The 16,564-nt window shown below is 64.8% G+C and carries 11 protein-coding genes and 1 tRNA gene; 3 read left to right on the top strand and 9 right to left on the bottom strand.

The window, feature by feature from the left end; all coding sequences use genetic code 11:
* Positions 1–14: 14 nt before the first annotated feature.
* The 5 genes from D8Z78_RS12480 to D8Z78_RS12460 form a co-directional block, all read right to left on the bottom strand.
* Positions 15–575 (bottom strand): biotin/lipoyl-binding protein, encoded by a 561-nt coding sequence (locus D8Z78_RS12480; RefSeq protein WP_121631273.1) that lies wholly within the window; start codon positions 573–575, stop codon positions 15–17.
* 1 nt (position 576) lies between these two features.
* Positions 577–2,766: an ATP-binding cassette domain-containing protein gene (locus D8Z78_RS12475; protein ID WP_121631272.1), complete on the bottom strand. Its 2,190-nt coding sequence runs from the start codon at positions 2,764–2,766 to the stop codon at positions 577–579.
* Positions 2,767–2,780: 14 nt separating this feature from the next.
* Positions 2,781–4,037 carry a TolC family protein gene (locus D8Z78_RS12470; RefSeq protein WP_240672110.1) on the bottom strand — a complete coding sequence of 419 codons (1,257 nt, stop codon included), beginning with the start codon at positions 4,035–4,037 and terminating at the stop codon, positions 2,781–2,783.
* 141 nt (positions 4,038–4,178) lie between these two features.
* Entirely contained in the window at positions 4,179–8,579 is a 4,401-nt protein-coding gene (locus tag D8Z78_RS12465; protein ID WP_121631270.1) for an Ig-like domain-containing protein, read from the bottom strand.
* A gap of 258 nt (positions 8,580–8,837) precedes the next feature.
* Positions 8,838–9,539, bottom strand: a complete 702-nt coding sequence (locus tag D8Z78_RS12460) for a GntR family transcriptional regulator (RefSeq protein ID WP_121631269.1) — start codon at positions 9,537–9,539, stop codon at positions 8,838–8,840.
* A gap of 272 nt (positions 9,540–9,811) precedes the next feature.
* On the opposite strand from D8Z78_RS12460, the gene D8Z78_RS12455 reads away from it, so the two are divergent.
* The 3 genes from D8Z78_RS12455 (at position 9,812) to D8Z78_RS12445 (ending at position 12,707) form a co-directional block, all read left to right on the top strand.
* The gene (locus D8Z78_RS12455) at positions 9,812–10,699 is read left to right on the top strand and encodes an aldo/keto reductase (protein ID WP_121631268.1); all 888 of its coding nucleotides are present in this window, start codon (positions 9,812–9,814) and stop codon (positions 10,697–10,699) included.
* Positions 10,700–10,708: 9 nt separating this feature from the next.
* Positions 10,709–11,215, top strand: a complete 507-nt coding sequence (locus D8Z78_RS12450) for a flavin reductase family protein (RefSeq protein WP_121631267.1) — start codon at positions 10,709–10,711, stop codon at positions 11,213–11,215.
* Between the two features lie 181 nt (positions 11,216–11,396).
* Positions 11,397–12,707, top strand: a complete 1,311-nt coding sequence (locus tag D8Z78_RS12445; RefSeq protein ID WP_121631266.1) for a cytochrome-c peroxidase — start codon at positions 11,397–11,399, stop codon at positions 12,705–12,707.
* Between the two features lie 103 nt (positions 12,708–12,810).
* Here D8Z78_RS12445 and D8Z78_RS12440 read toward each other — a convergent pair.
* The 4 genes from D8Z78_RS12440 to D8Z78_RS12425 all read right to left on the bottom strand — a co-directional run bounded on the left by D8Z78_RS12440 (position 12,811) and on the right by D8Z78_RS12425 (position 16,467).
* Positions 12,811–12,887, bottom strand: a tRNA-Arg gene (locus D8Z78_RS12440).
* Between the two features lie 58 nt (positions 12,888–12,945).
* Complete coding sequence (locus D8Z78_RS12435; protein WP_121631265.1) at positions 12,946–14,328, bottom strand: sensor histidine kinase; 1,383 nt, start codon at positions 14,326–14,328, stop codon at positions 12,946–12,948.
* 7 nt (positions 14,329–14,335) lie between these two features.
* A complete protein-coding gene (locus tag D8Z78_RS12430; RefSeq protein WP_121631264.1) occupies positions 14,336–15,754 on the bottom strand; it encodes a dihydrolipoyl dehydrogenase family protein in 1,419 nt (472 codons plus the stop codon).
* Complete coding sequence (locus tag D8Z78_RS12425) at positions 15,754–16,467, bottom strand: TVP38/TMEM64 family protein (protein ID WP_121631296.1); 714 nt, start codon at positions 16,465–16,467, stop codon at positions 15,754–15,756. The genes D8Z78_RS12430 and D8Z78_RS12425 overlap by 1 nt, the downstream gene beginning before the upstream one ends.
* Positions 16,468–16,564: the final 97 nt, after the last annotated feature.

The raw sequence follows: 16,564 nt of genomic DNA, 5'->3' as shown, positions 1-16,564 counted from the left end.
ACAACCTCCTGAACTCACTCAATTAGTTTCAAATCGGGCTCTAAAAGGTCTTCCATCAATTTCAACTCTGACGCCGCCTGATCGAGGATGCGCTGTGCACCTGCGCTGCGCGACGTGTAGTCCTGATAGCGCGCGGCCAAGAGCGCCCGTTCAGAGGATACGATATCCAGGGACCGCACCGCCAAAGGTGCGGGGACGTCAAAGAACGACGCCCCCGCCAGTTCGGCCTCGAGCCGCAGGCGGCGGATCTCGAGGGCGGTGATCTGGTCCTCCAAATCGTCCACGGACGACTGGAATTGTGTGCCGTGCAGGCGAGCAAGGATATCTCCGCGCAGGACCTCGTCGCCTTCCTTGACCAAGAGTTCGGTCAGGATGCCGCCTTCGAGGTTCTGGATGATCTGCGGGCGCGAGCTGGAGATGATCTCGCCCTCGCCGCGCACGATCTCGTCCAGCCATGCAAAGCTGGCCCAGATGATGAACACCCAGACCGCGATGGCGCAGAGCCATATGGTCAGCGATGGGCCGCGCATCGTGCGCGCCAGTTGCGCGTTCAGGTTGGTGCTGCTGGTGGCCATGTCAGGCGGCTCCTTTTGCGGGCTGCACGGGCTGATCGGTCACCGTGCCGCGCAGGCGCGCCAGCACCTGATCGCGCGGGCCGTCGACCGCCAGACGCCCCTGCGACAGGATCAAGGTGCGCGAGGCCAGCGACAGGATCGGCACGCGATGCGTGGCGATCACCGCCGTCCGACCGGCAAGCCATGTCTCCAGCCGCGTGATCAGCGCCTTTTCCAAGGCCTGATCCAGTGCGGCGGTGGGTTCGTCCAGCAGGCAGATGTCGGGGTCTTGCAGCCACAGCCGCGCCCAGCCGATGGATTGGCGTTGGCCGACCGACAGGCCCAGCCCGCCATCGTGGATCGGCAGGTCCAGCCCCTTGGGGTGCGCCTTGATGAAGGCCCCCAGACCGGCGAAATCCAGCGCCTCCATCAGGCGGTCATCGTCGCGTTCCAGCAGGTTGAGGTTCAGGTTGTCGCGCAGCGTGCCTTGGAACAGCTTCACCTCTTGGCCGAGGTAGCCAATGTGGCGGCGCAGGTCCTTGGGCTCGATCTGGCCCATCTCGACCCCGTCGATCATCAACTGTCCGGTGCCCGGCGCATAGAGCCCCGTCAGCATCTTGAGCAGCGTGGACTTGCCCGAGCCGTTGGTGCCCAGAACGGCCACCACCTGCCCGGCCTGCACGGTCAGGCCCGCCAAGTCGAGCACGGCTGCGCCCTCGGGGTCGTAGCGATAGGTCACGCCTTTCAACTCAAAGCGGCCCTCGAGCCGGTCGCGGCGCAGATAGGTGCGGCTCTCGGACCGGTCCTGCGGGATATGCGCAACCCCGTCCAAGCCATCCAGCGCCGCCTTGACGTTGCCCCAGCGGGCCAGAATGCCCGACAGTTGCGTCAGGGGCGCAAGGGTGCGCGAGGACAGGATGCCAACGGCAATAATGGAGCCGACCGTGAATTCTCCGGCGAAGACGAGGTAAGTCCCGGTGATCACGGCAGCCACATAGGTGGCTTGCTGAACGCCCTGGCTCCAGAATGTCAGGATCGCCCCAAGGCGACGCTGTTCCGAGCTTTTGAGCGCCTGCACGGCAGTTAATTCTTCCCACAGACGGGCGAAGCGGTCTTCGGCGCGCTGGGTCTTGATCGTATCCAGATCGGTGACGGTTTCCTGCAGTAGGCGGGATTGTTTCGCAGATGCCCCCTGCATTTCCTGCGTCAGGCGGATCATCCGGCGCTGCATAAAGAAGCCGGGCACGACCATCAGGATGCCCCCCGCGATCAGCACCCAGACCACCGATCCGGCAATCGACCAGACCATCAGCAGGAAGACGAAGATGAACGGGATATCCGCCAGCACGCCCACGGTCGACGCGGTAAAGAACTCGCGCACCGAGCCGAATTCGCGCATGGCGGAAAACAGCTTTGACGGGGAACTGCCCGGCAGGTCCGAGCGCATGCCCAGAAGCCTGTCCATCAACAGTTTCTGGATGCCCATCTCGATCTGCCGCCCTGCCCCGTCCAGCAACTGGCTGCGGGCGATCTTGAGGAACGCCTCCATCAGCAGGGCCAGCCCCGCGCCTGCGGCCAGCACCCAAAGCGTGGCTTCGGATTTGTGCGGGATCACCCGGTCATAGACCTGCAAGCTGAACAGTGCGACCGACACGGCCAACACGTTCGCCACGAGCGACCCCAATGCGACCTCGCCAAAGGCCTTGGTGAAACGGTGGAATTGCCCCCAGAACCAGTGGCGTTCGCGCTCGACCTTGGCATGGGTTTCCGACAGCAGCGCCACGGGCGCTTCGGCGCGGATCAATTGGCCCGAGAAATACGGGCCGAACTCGCCAACCGAGACTTCGGATGTCCGCGACGATGTGGTGCTGTCATAGATGGTCAGGGTGTAGCCGTCCTGCCTCAGCACCAGCACCGCCTGACCGTTCGTCATCAGCGCAATCGCGGGCCAGAGGCCCGGCACCAGAGTATCCGGCTCGTCTTCGAGCCCCAGAAGCCCCGCCGCCTCGACACCCATCCGCAGAGCAACGGCGTCGTAGCTGTCATCGCAGCCCGCGTGCAGCGCCAATGCTTCGAGGATGTCGGTGGCCTTGGCCTCGACGCCCAGACGGCCCGCCAGCACGCGGATCAACTCGGCCCGTGCGGTGGCGCGTTCCGAAAAACGGCTTTGGCGGGACGCGCCGGGGACGGCACGCAGGGCACGCTGGCCCATCTGGACGACTGTGCTCAAATCCGTGCCCCCTCGGCCAGAGCGCCTTTCAGGCGGGCCAGTTCCAGTTCGGCGCGGGCGGCCTTGTATTTCAGTTCAAGTTCGGTTTCCAAAGCCTGCGCCCATGTTTCGTAGACGCCGACCACATCCATGACCTGCCGCTGCCCGCCCTCGTATTGCGCGCGGAAGAGGTCGAGATTGGTCTTGGCCTGCGCGGTCAGGGTGACTGCCTCGGTCGCCTGCCGTTGATAGGCAGACAGCTTGCTGGATTGCGCCTGAACATGGCGTTCGGCGACCTCACGGGCCTCGGCCACCTTGCGGTCGGAGGCCTCCTTGACGACTTCCAGCGCCTGGAATTCGGCCATCGTTCCCAGCGAGAACAGCGAATCCGTGGTGATTTCCAACCCGCCCAGCGTGTTGCCATCGCGGTCGACCGAGCCGCTGGCGGACAGGCCCGGAAGGTGCGAGGCGCGGGCGATGCGGGCCTCGGCCATGGTGCGTTCGCGTTCGGCGCGGGCGCGGATCACGCCCAGAGGCTCGGCCGCGCCTGCATCGCGCAGGTCCCCGATGCCGCGCAGGTCGCCCAGATTGCGGATGGACATGGCGTTCAACTCGGCCAGCGCGGTCGCGGTGGCCTCTTCGGCCTCGCCCTTGCGGGCGCGCATCGCGGCCAGTTTCTGGCGCAGGACATTGAGGTCGGACATGTCCGAGACCCCGCCATTGACGCGCTCCTGCATGACCCATTCGAAATGCGACATGTCTTTCAGCGCGCGGCCCAGATGGCCCGCAAGATCACGGTTTTCCTCGGCTTTCAGGTACAGCGACAGCGCGTCATACACGCGCTTGTTGCCATCCTCGACCAGCGCGACAGCGGCGATTTCCACGTTGGCCTTGGCCAGATCGCGCTCGGCCACCTTGCGACCATTGTCAAAGATCACCTGCTCGATCACCAGTTGCGCGACGAAATCGCCCAGCGAGTTCAACGACACGCGCGGACCAATCCGGGGCATCCAGTTCTTCTTTGCCGCTTCGGCGCGCAGTTGCGCCACGCGCAGATCGGCCTCGGCAACGCGGGCATCGGCAGCGATCACCGCGTCTGCGACCTGACTGTAAGGCGTGCCGGACAGGATGACGGAGGGACGCAGTTGCAGGGCATGGATGATCTCGGACGCATCGGCGGGCTTGACCAAGGCCGCCTTGGTCGCGCCCGGCCCACGGACTTGGTCATCCGCGCCCTTGAAGCGCGAGACCGGACCGTCCGCCAAATTTCCCATACATCCGGGCAATAACGCCAAAGCGGCGATCATGCCCAGGCTCCGCCTGCGTCTGCTCATGTCGTGCCCCCGTTATCGGCGCGTTTATGGTTATCCGGGATCCGGGGGCCGGTTCAGCCGGCCCTCCGGACGTTTGGTCAGTTAAACAGTGAAGTTGTGGACGGTGATTTCGTCATCGATCAGAAGGGTCGCACCACCCATCGTGTATTCACTGTAGACTTCGCCATCGATGGTCTCGGAACCGGTCAACTGCGCAGTCGCAATTGTCACTTCGTCGTCGCTGCCGCCCTTGATGATCACGGTGTCGGTGGTTTCCGACAGGGCAAGGATCTGTGCCTCGGTGATGGTCAGATCGGCATCCTCGGCAAAGTGCAGGTCGATGGTGTCGATCTGGAACTCGGTCAGGGCGTTCGCGATCCCGTCGGACATCTGCACGGTGTTGGTGTGCGGGTCGTCGGTGACGAGATAGGTCCCCGTCGTGTTGCCGGCATCGTCGGTCGTGGCGAGAACCAAGTGCGTGCCATCCGGCACCGCGCTGTCGAAGGACATCCAGGTCTGCTGGATCGCGCCGATATCGACCGAGGAAGAAAGGTCGACATCGACGATGTCGGCCGCGCCGCCCGTATTGGTGAGCCGACCCAGATAGACCGCGTCATCGGTCATCTCGGTCCGGATCATGTCGACGCCCGAACCGTCACGGCCATAGCCCAGCCAGTTCAGCGAATCCGGCGCGTCCGTGTCGATCTGAACGCTGTCATTGATGACCCGAACGTTGCCCGCCGCGTCGGTCGCCTCGATCAGCATCGGCTCGGTCAGGGTGCCGCGCGGGATGCCGTCGCTGGGAATGTCCAGCGACCAGCTGCCATTGGCCTCGACGGTGGCCACGTAGACCATGCCGCCAAAGGTGACCTCGACCGTCGAGCCGGGCTCGACCGTACCGGTCAGCGTCGCGCCGTTGGCCGCTTCGAGCGCGTTGATCGTGCCGTCGCCGGTCAGCGTGGGGGCGTTGCCGGTCAGGTCGTTGACCAGCGTATCCACGCCGAACGTGACCGAGGTCGTGGCCGTGTTGCCCGCCGGGTCGATCGTGTCGATCGTCGCGCCGGTGCTGTATTCACCCGCCGGAACGCTCGACGCGGCGAAGCTGGCCGACCAGTTGCCATTGGCATCGACGCTCGCCTGCACCGTGGTGCCCTCGAAGGTCACGGAAACGGTGCTGCCGGGCTCGGTGGTGCCAGTCAGGACAAAGCCGTCGGCGGCTTCGGTCGCATTGATCACGTTGTCCCCTTCGACCGGGTTGGCCGAGGTGGCGAAATTGACGACCTCGGTGTCCACAAGGACACTGTCGGTGCGGGTCAGCGTGTTGCCCGCGCTGTCGGTGATCGTGGCGGTGATCTGGGCCGTGTAGGTGCCGGGCGTGATCTCTCCGGCTGAGAAGGGCGCCGTCCAATTGCCAGCGGCATCGGTCTGGACCACGTGGCTGACGCCACCCAGCGTGACCGTCACCATCTGGCCCGGGTTCGAGGTGCCATACAGCACCACGCCATCCGAGGCCTCGGCAAAGTTGACGACATCGTCGCCTTCGACCGGGTTCGGGCTGATCGTCAGCAGGCCCGCATCGGTATCGACCCGCACGGTTTGCGTCACGGTCGAGGTGTTGCCCGCTGCGTCTGTCGACAGGGCCGTCAGCGTGGCGGTCGTCTCGCCGCTGGGCAGCTGGGACTCGGTGAAGGTCGCGGTCCAGTTGCCATTGGAATCCACCACCGCCTGAACGGTCTGGCCCGCAAGGGTCAGAACGACGGTGCCGCCCGGCTCGGTCGTGCCGGTGACGGTCATGCCCGCCTGCGCCTCGGCGGCGTTGACGATGCCATCGGCACCGCCCGGCGTCGAGGTGATGCCGAAGTTGCGCACCAGCGTGTCGACATCCAGCGTATCGGTGGCCGTGGCCGTGTTGCCGGCCGCATCCGTGGCAACCGCCGTCACGGTCACTTGGGTCTCGCCCTGCGGGATCGCCGCAGCCGAGTAGGTCACGGTCCAGCTGCCATCTGCCGCGACCGTCGCCGGGCGCGTCACGCCGCCCATGGTCACGTTCACGCTGTTGCCCGGCTCGGTCGAGCCGACAAGGGTCACGCCATCGGCGCGCTCGACCGCGTTCACGACGCCGTCGGTTTCCACATTGGCGGTCGAGACCTGCACCGTGGTCGCGGTATCGACCGGGATGTTCAGATCTTGTGTCAGCACGTTGCCGACCGGGTCGGTGGCGGTGACACTGATATCCATGGAGGTCTGACCCGTCGGCACCAGCGCCGTCGGGATGGTCACGGACCAAGATCCGCCCGCATCCACCGTCGTCGTCAGGACCTGACCGGAAACGGTCAGCTCGATGCTCGACCCCGGCTCGCCAAAGCCCATGACGTCCACACCCGCATCGCGCTCGGCGGCATTGATGACGCCATCGGCGTCCTGAATCAGGGTCACAAGCTCGGTACGAGTGTCGACCTGCACCGTGCCTTGGCTGTACGAGATGTTGCCCGCCGCGTCGGTCGAGGTGACATAAAGCGGCGCGGTGCCGCCCAGATAGGAATGCTCGGCCCCGTCGATCGCCAGCGCGCTGCCGGGCACCTGAAGGCTCCAGCTGCCATCGGCGGCCACCGTGGTGGTCCATGTGCTGCCAAGCGCGTTTTCGATCACCAGCGTCGCGCCCGCCTCGCCGGTGCCGGTCACGGTGACCATGCCGCCCTGCTCGGTCGCGTTGACCACGCCATCGCCCGCCACCGCCGACGTGTCGATGGTCACGGCGTTTTCGGTGTCGATGGTAAAGCTGTGGGGCAGCGTCTCGGTATTGCCAACCGCATCGGTCGACACGATCTGCGCGGAGGTCTGATAGGTGCCGCCGGACAGGCCGGTGAAGGTCGTGCTCCACGCGCCGGTGGCGTCTGCGGTGACGGTCTGGGTGATGCCCTCGATGGTGATGGCGACGCTTGCGCCCGCCTGCGACATGCCGGTCAGCGTCACGCCCCCGGCCAGCTCGGTCGCGTTGATCAGGTCGTCGCCGGTCAGCGGACCGTTGTCCAGCGTCAGGGTGTTCACCGTGTCGATATCGACCGTCCACACCGCCGAAGAGCCATTGCCCGCAAGGTCGGTGGTCGTGACGGTGATGTCCGACGAATACTCGCCGCCGGGGAAATCCGCCGCGGTCACGGTGACTTCCCACGTGCCATCCGCCGCGACCAGCACGTCTTGGCTGAAGGTTTCGAACGAAACGGTCACGATGGCACCGGCCGTCGAGGTCCCCGAGATGAGGAAGCCCGCATTGGCCTCGGCGCCGGAAATGATGTTGTCGGCGGTGACCGGATCGATGGTGATCGGGTGCGGAATGGTGTCGATCTCGACCGAGTCGGTGACCACGGTGGTGTTGCCGAAGGCGTCGGTGGCCGTCAGCGTCACGACGCTGGTATATTCGCCGCCGGGCAGCACGGTCGCGTCGAACGTCGCGCTCCAGCTGCCGCTGTTGTCGATGACCAGCGTTTCGGTATGGCCGTCGATTTCGATGATCAGGGTCGCGCCCGCCTCGCCGGTGCCGGACAGGGTCACGCCCCCCGCATGGCTGACGGCGTTGAACAGGTCGCCTGCGCTGACCGTGCCATGGGTGACATCGATGATCGGCCCGATCGTGTCGATTTCAAAGCTGGGTCCGACCAGTCCAGTCACGGTGCCATCGGGGTCCGTAACCTCGACATTGACGTTCGGATACAGGCCGTCATCGGGGAAGTCGTCACCGTCGAAGGTCGCTTCCCAGATGCCATTGCCGTCCGAGATCACGGTGACGGTCTCGCCGCCGATGATGACGACCACGGTGGACCCGGGATTGGCCGTTCCGGTGATGGTCAGGCTCGGCGTGTCGTTGCCAGAGATGGTATGCACCGCGTCGGGGTCGTCGACCGTGGGCGTAACCCAAGTCGTGCCTCCGCCGCCGCCACCGCCGCCGTTCCCGCCACCGCCGCCAGTCAGGCCGGCGCCGATCAGCGCGGCGCCCCCAAGCGCAGCGGCCCCGACGCCCGCGCCGGTTCCGGCAAGGCCGCCCAGCAGGGCGGTGCCCAGCATGGTCACTTCTTCCTCTTCGCCATCATAGGCGTTCAGAGGCGCATCGGCCACGACCTGCGGATCGTCGATGAAGATCAACTGGTCCGACGGGCTCCACTTGCCCCAAGTCTCGGTCGGACCGTATTGCGCGAACAGCGCGCCGTTGTCGGTCTGGACGAAGCTCACTTCGTTCAGGATGCCGTCCGACGAGAGGAACAGGCGGTTGCCACCGTCTGCGCCGACCTCGAAATAGCCCTCAAGCACGATGACCCGGCCATCCGCCAGCGTCACAAGCAGGTCATTGCCCGAGCGGTCATAGCCGCGCAGGTCCGCCTGCCGAATGTTCAAGGAAATGTCGTTACCTGTTCCGGCGTCGATCAGGAAATCCTCGTCACCGCCACCAACAGACCCACGTTCAATCGCACCCGCACGGGTGCGGATCACGAATTCAATCGCGCCCATGATACCACCGCTCTACCTCTTGGCCCCGATTTTATACCGGGTGCCTTGTTCTGCTGATTTTTTGATAACGCATTCAGAAATTTTTCGCCAGAATTAAAACAGGCTAACTTTTGCAGGCGGCCCGAAAAACCGGTGTTTCCCGGCTTTTGCCCCCCGAATTGTGGCCAAAATGCGGCACTTTTGACCCCGGGGAAACAGCCGACACGCACGCGGGGCTGGCATGGGCAGCGCGCGCGCAACCTGCAAGATGTGCCGCCGCTACTTCAACCGCGCGACGTAAGTGGCGACCGTCGTGTCGATGTAGCCGCGACTGACCTCTACCCGCTCGCCCTCGCGCGAGACACTGACGCGGGTGGCCAGCAAGGTCAGCGTTCCCGGCGCAAGGCCATAGCTGGCGGGCGCCCAGTCCGGCACCGGCGCGACGGACATGCGGTCTTCGGCGCCGGTGATCCACAGGCCCAGCTTTTCTCGATAGGTCAGGTAGAGGGATTCCGAGAGGTCCTTGCGCGACAGGGCGGGCGCATAGGCCACGTCCAGCCAGATTTCCTCGAGGATGGCAGGCTGCCCGTTCAGACGCCGCAGGCGGCGGATGCGCAGCGCCCCGTCCGACCGACCGAAGGCAGGCAGGTCGTCCGGCTTGGCCACCCGGTCGACATCCAGCAACTCGGCGGTGGGCAGGCCACCGCCCTCCAGCAACTCGACACGAAAGAAGGCATAGACCGATTGCACATCGGCCCGCGCCCGGATGTAGTTGCCCGAGCCCTGTATGCGCTCGACCAGCCCCTTGTCCGCCAGATCACCCAGCGCCTTGCGCAAGGTCCCGACCGAGATCCCCAGTTGCGCCGCATAGTCCCGTTCCGGCGGCAGGCGCTGCCCATCCGCGATGCGACCGGCATTGATCTCGCGGATCAGCATCTCGGAGATTTGCAGATATAGCGGCAGGGCATGGCGGTCGGACATCCGGGCGCTCCGATTGATACAGCATTGATTTACTCGAAATCCCGGTCTATGCCAAGGAAAGGAACAAAGGTGCGGCAGAAATGCCAGTATCGCGCAGTTTTGCAGGGCGGCCCCCCGCCTGCCCTTTTTCGGTCAGCTTGACCGATTAGGACAGTCGGACCGGCAAGATGAAATTGCACCACGCAACTGGACACCATGTCCGCGCCCCATATCTATGGGCCAGCCGCGCCGGACACATCAAGACCGCCTGACGGCGCAAGAAGGGGAAATTCATGGAACGGGTGCGCCTGACGGATGAACTGGAGCTGAGCCGGCTGGTCTACGGCATGTGGCGGCTGGGCGATGACAGCGACACCTCGCCCGACTACGTCCGGGCCAAGATCGAGGCCTGTCTGGATCAGGGCATCACCACGCTGGACCAAGCCGACATCTATGGCGGCTACATGGCCGAGGAAATCCTCGGCGCCGCGCTGACGCCCGACCTGCGCAACCGGGTCGAGATCGTCACCAAATGCGATATCGTCGCGCCGGTGGGCCGGTACCAAACCGCCCGCGTGAAATACTATGACACCTCGCGCGCGCACATCATGGCCTCGGTCGACCATTCGCTGCGGCTGATGGGCATCGACCATATCGACCTGCTGCTGATCCACCGCCCCGATCCCTTCATGGACCATCATGAGACCGGCGCCGCGCTGGACGAGGTGATCGCAAGCGGCAAGGTGCGCGCGGTGGGCGTTTCGAACTTCCGCCCGTGGGACTGGGACCTGCTGCAATCGGCGATGAAGGCCCCGCTGGCCACAAACCAGATCGAGATCAGCCTGATGCAGAACGCGCCCTTCACCAATGGTGACGTGGCCTTTCACCAGCGTCACGGCCAGCCGATCATGGCGTGGTCGCCGCTGGGTGGCGGCACTCTGTTCGCCGAGGCCAATGCCGACCTGCGCGCCCGCCTGACCGAGATCGGCGCGGCGCATGACACCGATGCCTCTGCCGCCGCCATTGCATGGCTGCTTGCCCATCCGGCGGGCATCCTGCCGGTTCTGGGCACCAACAATCTGGACCGCATCCGGCGGATCGGCGATGCTGGCCGCATCGCGATGGACCGACAGACTTGGTTCGAACTCTACACGCTCGCCCTCGGCCACGAAGTCCCGTAAGGAATCTTGATGACCGCCATGCCCCACAGCTTTGACCCGGCCGAAGCCGACCCCCGCGCCTTCCGCGAGGCCCTGGGCCGTTTCGGCACGGGCGTGACGATCGTGACCTGCGACACCGGCACCGGGCCGCTCGGGATCACGGCGAACTCGTTTTCGTCACTGTCGCTGGACCCGCCGCTGGTGCTGTGGGCGCCTGCGAAATCCTCGTCGCGCTACCCGTTCTACGTGGCCGCCTCGCATTTCGCGATCCATGTGCTGAGCGAGGAACAGCGCGACCTCTGCGCCGGGTTCGCGCGCAATGGCGATATCTTCGACAGCCTGTCCTGGGTCGAGGGTGCCGGAAAGACCCCCCTGATCGAGGGCTGCCTGTCGCGCTTCGAATGTCGGCAGGTGGCCGTGCATGACGCGGGCGATCATTCGATCGTCGTGGGTCAGGTCACGCGCGTCACCACGCGCGAGGGACGTCCGCTGCTGTTCCAGAACGGACAATACGGCACCTTCACCCCGACCCCCTGATTCGGTCCGTCTTCGGGACGCTTTCCACGATCCGGAAACGATCTGGGGATAACCCGTGGTTTGTCGGAAAAATCTGCATGTTGGGGTGATTTAAGGTGTGATTTACCACACTTGCCAAGTGTCGGCGGGCTGATAACATTTTCGTCATCAGTCCGTGATTTTCATAACACTTGGTCCTCTCATGTCCTTTTCGACCCTGAAAGCCGCAGCCGTATTGGCTCTGACATCTCTGACGCTGGCCCCCGCCGCCGTGGCCCAGACGATTTCACCCGATGATTACATCCAGTTCGACCGCAAGCAGGCGGAATTGGGCCAGTTGCTGTTCTATGACAAGCTGCTTTCGGGCAATCAGAACATCTCTTGCGGGACGTGCCATCACCACGATCTGAACAGCACCGATGGGCTGAGCCTTGGCATCGGCGAGGGCGGCGAAGGGCTGGCGGATCAGCGCCATGCCGTGGTGCCCGTCTCGGCCCGCATCCCGCGCAACGCGCCCGCCTTGTGGAACCTTGGCCACGAGGATGTCCGTGTGATGTTCCACGATGGCCGGGTCGAACAGCTGGACAGCAAGAGCGCTTCTTTCCAAAGCCCCGCGGGCGCGCTGCTGCCCGCCGGGTTGAATTCGGTTCTGGCGGCGCAGGCGCTGTTTCCCATGAGCTCGCCCGCCGAGATGGCGGGGGGCACGGATGAGAACCCACTGGCCGTCGCCTTCGATGACCGGATCGATCACGGCTGGGACATGGTTGCGGACCGCGTCCGCGCCGTGCCGGACTACCAGCGTCTGTTCAAACGCGCCTTTCGCAACGTGAATTCGCCGGACGACATCACCATCGTCGAGATCGCCAATGCCCTCGCGGCATTCATCGGGACGGAATGGCAAAGCCATGACAGCCCGTGGGACGACTACATCACCCAAGGCAAACCGCTGCCCGCCTTGGCCGAACGCGGGCGCGAGCTGTTCTTTGGCGATGCGGGGTGTTCGACCTGCCATGCCGGACCACTGTTCACCGACCAGAATTTCTATGCCGTGGGTGTGCCGCAATTCGGGCCGGGGCGGCCCTTCGACGGCGATACGCGCCCTCGCGACCTTGGCCGGATGGAGACGACGAAGAACCCCGCCGATGCGTACCGCTTCCGCACGCCGTCGCTGCGCAACGTGGCGCTGACCGCGCCCTATGGCCATAACGGGGCCTACCCGACCCTGCGCGACATGATCCGCCATATGTGCGATCCGTTGACCACCCGCAGCGCATGGACGCCGGGCATGGCCCGGCTGCCGCAGATCGACGGGCTGACGGGGGATTTCGCGGTGCTCGACGACAGCGAGGAAATGGCCCGTCAGGTCGCTTTCCTCGACCTGACGCCGGTGACGATGATCGAGGACGATATCGACGCGCTAGAGGCCTTCCTGAACGCGCTGACCGGCAAGACCGCTTTGCAACGCCCGCTCGGGCGGCCCGACGCGGTACCCAGCGGGCTGAGCGTGGACTAGTCCCGGACCGGGGGTGCCGCCTACCGGGTGGGCATCCCCGCGCTTGCAAGTGACTGGCAAGACGCAGAAAAACAAAAAGCCCCGCGTTTGCGGGGCTTTTTGATGGCGGACCGAGGAGGATTCGAACCCCCGACCCCTTGATTCGTAGTCAAGTACTCTATCCAGCTGAGCTATCGGTCCGTGAGGGCGGGGTTTACAGATGGTGCGTGACCTCCGCAAGGGCTTTTTTCAGATTTTTTCAGATCATCTGGCCCATCGGCATACGGACCTCGAAACAGGTGCCGGTCTCGTCCGTGCGGCGCAGGGACAAGGTGCCGCCATGGCCCTTGACCAGTTCCGCGACGATGGCCAGCCCAAGGCCCGAGCCGCCCTTGCGCACTCCGCCCTGAAACGGCTGGAACAGGTGTTCGCGCGCCTTGGGCGGCAGGCCGGGGCCGGTATCGGTGACGGTGATGACCCAGTCATCCTCCTCGGTGGTGGCAGCCACGCTGATCTCGCCATGCTGCCCGGTCGCGGCCAGCGCCTGCCGGGCATTGCGCACGAGGTTGGACAGGACGCGGTAGATCTGTTCGGGGTCGCCGCGCAGCATCAGACTGGCGGGTACATCTTCGGACAGGCTGATATCGTCATCGCCGATGGCCAGCCGCTCGGCCTCCAGCACCTCGTTGGTCAGTTCCGACAGGTTGAACAGGGTCAGGGTCGGCGCCGGTTCCTCGGCCCGGCCAAAGGCCAGCGTGTTTTCACACAGCGACACGGCACGGGTGATTGAGTTCACCAGCTTGGGCGCCATGCGTTTGACCGCCGGGTCCTCGGACATCTCGATCCGGTCGGTGAACAGCTGCGCCGAGGTCAGGATGTTGCGCAAATCGTGGCTGACGCGGGCGACGGCCCCGCCCAGTTGCGCCAGCCGCTCCTTTTGCTTCAGCGACTGGGTCAGCTGGGTTTCCAGCGCCTTCAGCGCATCCTCGGCCTCGCGCAATTCGCGCACGGTGGCAGAGGGCGTGATGATGCGGCGGGCATCCTCGGGGGCGGCGGCATAGTTCTGCATCTGCCCGACGACCCCCTTGATCGGCTTGACCAGCAGCACCCGGACCGCAAGGAACAGCATCACCGCCGTCACGATGGAAATCAGCGCCGACAGCCACAGGATGCGCAAGCCATAATCGATCATCGCCGTGCGCAGCGGGCCGCTGTCCATCGTCACCTCGATCAACTGCCCCGCATCCAGCGAGGGCACGCCGATCACCCGGATCACACGCGGTTCGGGGTCGGCCAGCCGCAACATTGCATCGCGCACCAGATCAAAGGCCATCGCCTCGCGCAGATCATAGGTACTGGCGACCATGTCGGGCAGCGGCGAGTTCAGCACCAGTTGCCGGATCTGGTCGCGGCGAAGCACCACATTGTAAACCCCGGCATTTTGCAACAATTCCTTCTCCAGATCCTCGCTGAGCATGTCGTCGGCCAACAGCGCAAGCGAGGCGATCTGCGCCCGTTCCAGCCGCGCCAGCAGGTAATCCTCGCGAAAGCGCGCGATCGAGGGCACGAAGATCAGCACTTCGGCCAGCATCACGAAAATCACGGTCAGGATCAGGAAACGTCCTGATAAGGAATTGAGCATTCGCACCTCAGGGCAGCCAGCGCTGAATCAGCCGGACGACCGCCTTTACCTTGTCATTTTCAAACAATCTGGGAGAGAAATAGGCCCCTGCGGCACGTTTGTTAAGTTCTGCAATCGTCGGATAAGGGGCGACCATGCCCGAAATGGCGGACATTTTCAGCTTGCTGTTGATGGCCAGCGACCACAGCCCGATCAATTCGCCCGCTTGATGGCCGACGATGGACGCGCCGACGGGCCGCCCCTTGACCACCATGACCTTGATCAGACCCTTGGTCTTGCGCTCGGCGATGGCGCGGTCGTTGTGGTGGTATTCAAAGCGCGCAACCTCCATCCGGTCGCCGTGTTCCTCGCGTGCCTGCGCCTCTGTCAGGCCGCATTGCGCCAGTTCGGGCTTGGTATAGGTAGCCCACGGGATATGTGCGGTCGAGGCCTTGGCAGGCAGGCCAAACACCGCCGACCGGATGACGATCCCCGCCTGATAGCCCGCCATATGGGTGAATTGCAGCCCGCCTGCCACGTCGCCGATGGCATAGACGCGGGCATTGGTGGTCTTGAGATGGGCGTCGACCTTGATCCCGGCGCGGCTCGTTTCGATCCCGGCCTTGTCGAGGTTCATGCCCTCGGTGTTCGCCCGCCGCCCCACGGCGACCAGCAGATGCGATCCGGTGAAGCTGCGCCCGTCCTCCGTCTCGACGGTCAGAGCGCCTTCGGTGCCGTGGATCTTTGCGGCTTGCGCCTGTTCGACGATCTCGATCCCCTCGGCGCGCAGGTTGTCGAGAACGATGGAGGACAGTTCGGGGTCGTCCTTGCCCAGCGCTTTCGAGCCCTCGATCACGGTGACGCGGCTGCCCAGCCGCCGATGCGCCTGCGCCATTTCAAGGCCGATGGGACCGCCGCCGATGATCAGCAGGTGATCCGGGCGCGTGGTCTGCTCCCACAGGGTTTCGTTGGTCAGATAGGGCACCTTGTCCAGCCCCGGGATCGGCGGCACCAGCGGGCTGGAGCCGGTGGCAATGACGATCCGACGCGCCTTGATCCGCGTGTCGCCCGCCTCGACCTCGCGGTCCGAGACGAACCGGCCAAATTCCCGGATCACCGTGACGCCAAGTTCTTCGAACCGTTCCTGACTGTCCACCGGGGCAATCTGGGCGATCACATCCGCCACATGGGATTGCCCGGCGGCATAGTCGACCTGAGGCTCGACATTGGCGATGCCGTAAACCTGCGCGTTGCGCATCTGGTGCGCGATCGAGGCGCTGGCGATCAGCGCCTTGGACGGGACGCAGCCGTAATTCAGACAGTCGCCGCCCATCTCGCCGGCCTCCAGCAGGACGACCTTTGCCCCCATCTGCACCGCGCCCGCCGCGACCGACAGCCCGCCGGAGCCAGCGCCGATCACAAGAATATCCGTCTCTATCACCTTCATCACAGGGCTCCCTTGCCGCGCACGGCCTTGATTACGATGGGCAGCGCCGCGAGGGCCGCGAGGCCAAGGATCGGCCCGATCACCTCCGGCGCCCAAAACAGCGACAGGTCCGGGCTTTCCCCACGGTCAAAGACCTCACCCAGCCCCACCCCAATGGAGGTAAACACCAGCGCGCCCGGAATGATCCCGACCGCCGTCGTCCAGACGAAATTGCGCAATCCGACACCCACCAGCGCAGGCACCAGATTGGCCACGAAGAACGGCACCAGCGGCACCAGCCGCAGGATCAGCAGCACGCTGATCTCGTTGTCGTGCAAGCCCTCCTTGACCCGCTTGAGCGTGCCGTCCGATGTCTCCATCTTCGCGGCAAGGCTGCGGCCAAGACCCGCCCGCGCCGCGAGAAAGATCCCCGTCGCGCCGATCGTCGCCGCCACCACGTTGAACGCGGTGCCCATCCAGAGCCCGAACAGAAAGCCCCCGGTGACCGAGGCAACCGCCGCGCCGGGCAGCGAAAATGCCACGATGGCCACGTAGATCGCGACGAAGGCCCCCGCCATCAGCGCGAAATGATCGTTGCGCAAGGACAGCAGCGCCTCGCGGTTGTCGCGCAGCGTGTCGAAGGTCAGCGTGTCCCGCAGGGTGAAAAAGCCGATGACGGCGACGGCGCCGATCACGATCAGCGGCCAGTGTCGCCGGGGTTTGCTCTGGGTCATCTCGGTCACGTCGGGTTCCTTTTGCGGTCAGGTCCAAACATGCCCCTTCCCCGGCCCGCGCGACAGGTCTATCACGGCCCCTTGACCGCCGGGCGGC

Origin of the sequence: Tropicibacter alexandrii, assembly GCF_003667315.2 — a bacterium.
Lineage (GTDB): Bacteria > Pseudomonadota > Alphaproteobacteria > Rhodobacterales > Rhodobacteraceae > Tropicibacter > Tropicibacter alexandrii.
The sequence above is the reverse complement of the archived record's forward strand: the minus strand, read 5'-3'. Positions and strand labels throughout refer to the sequence as shown.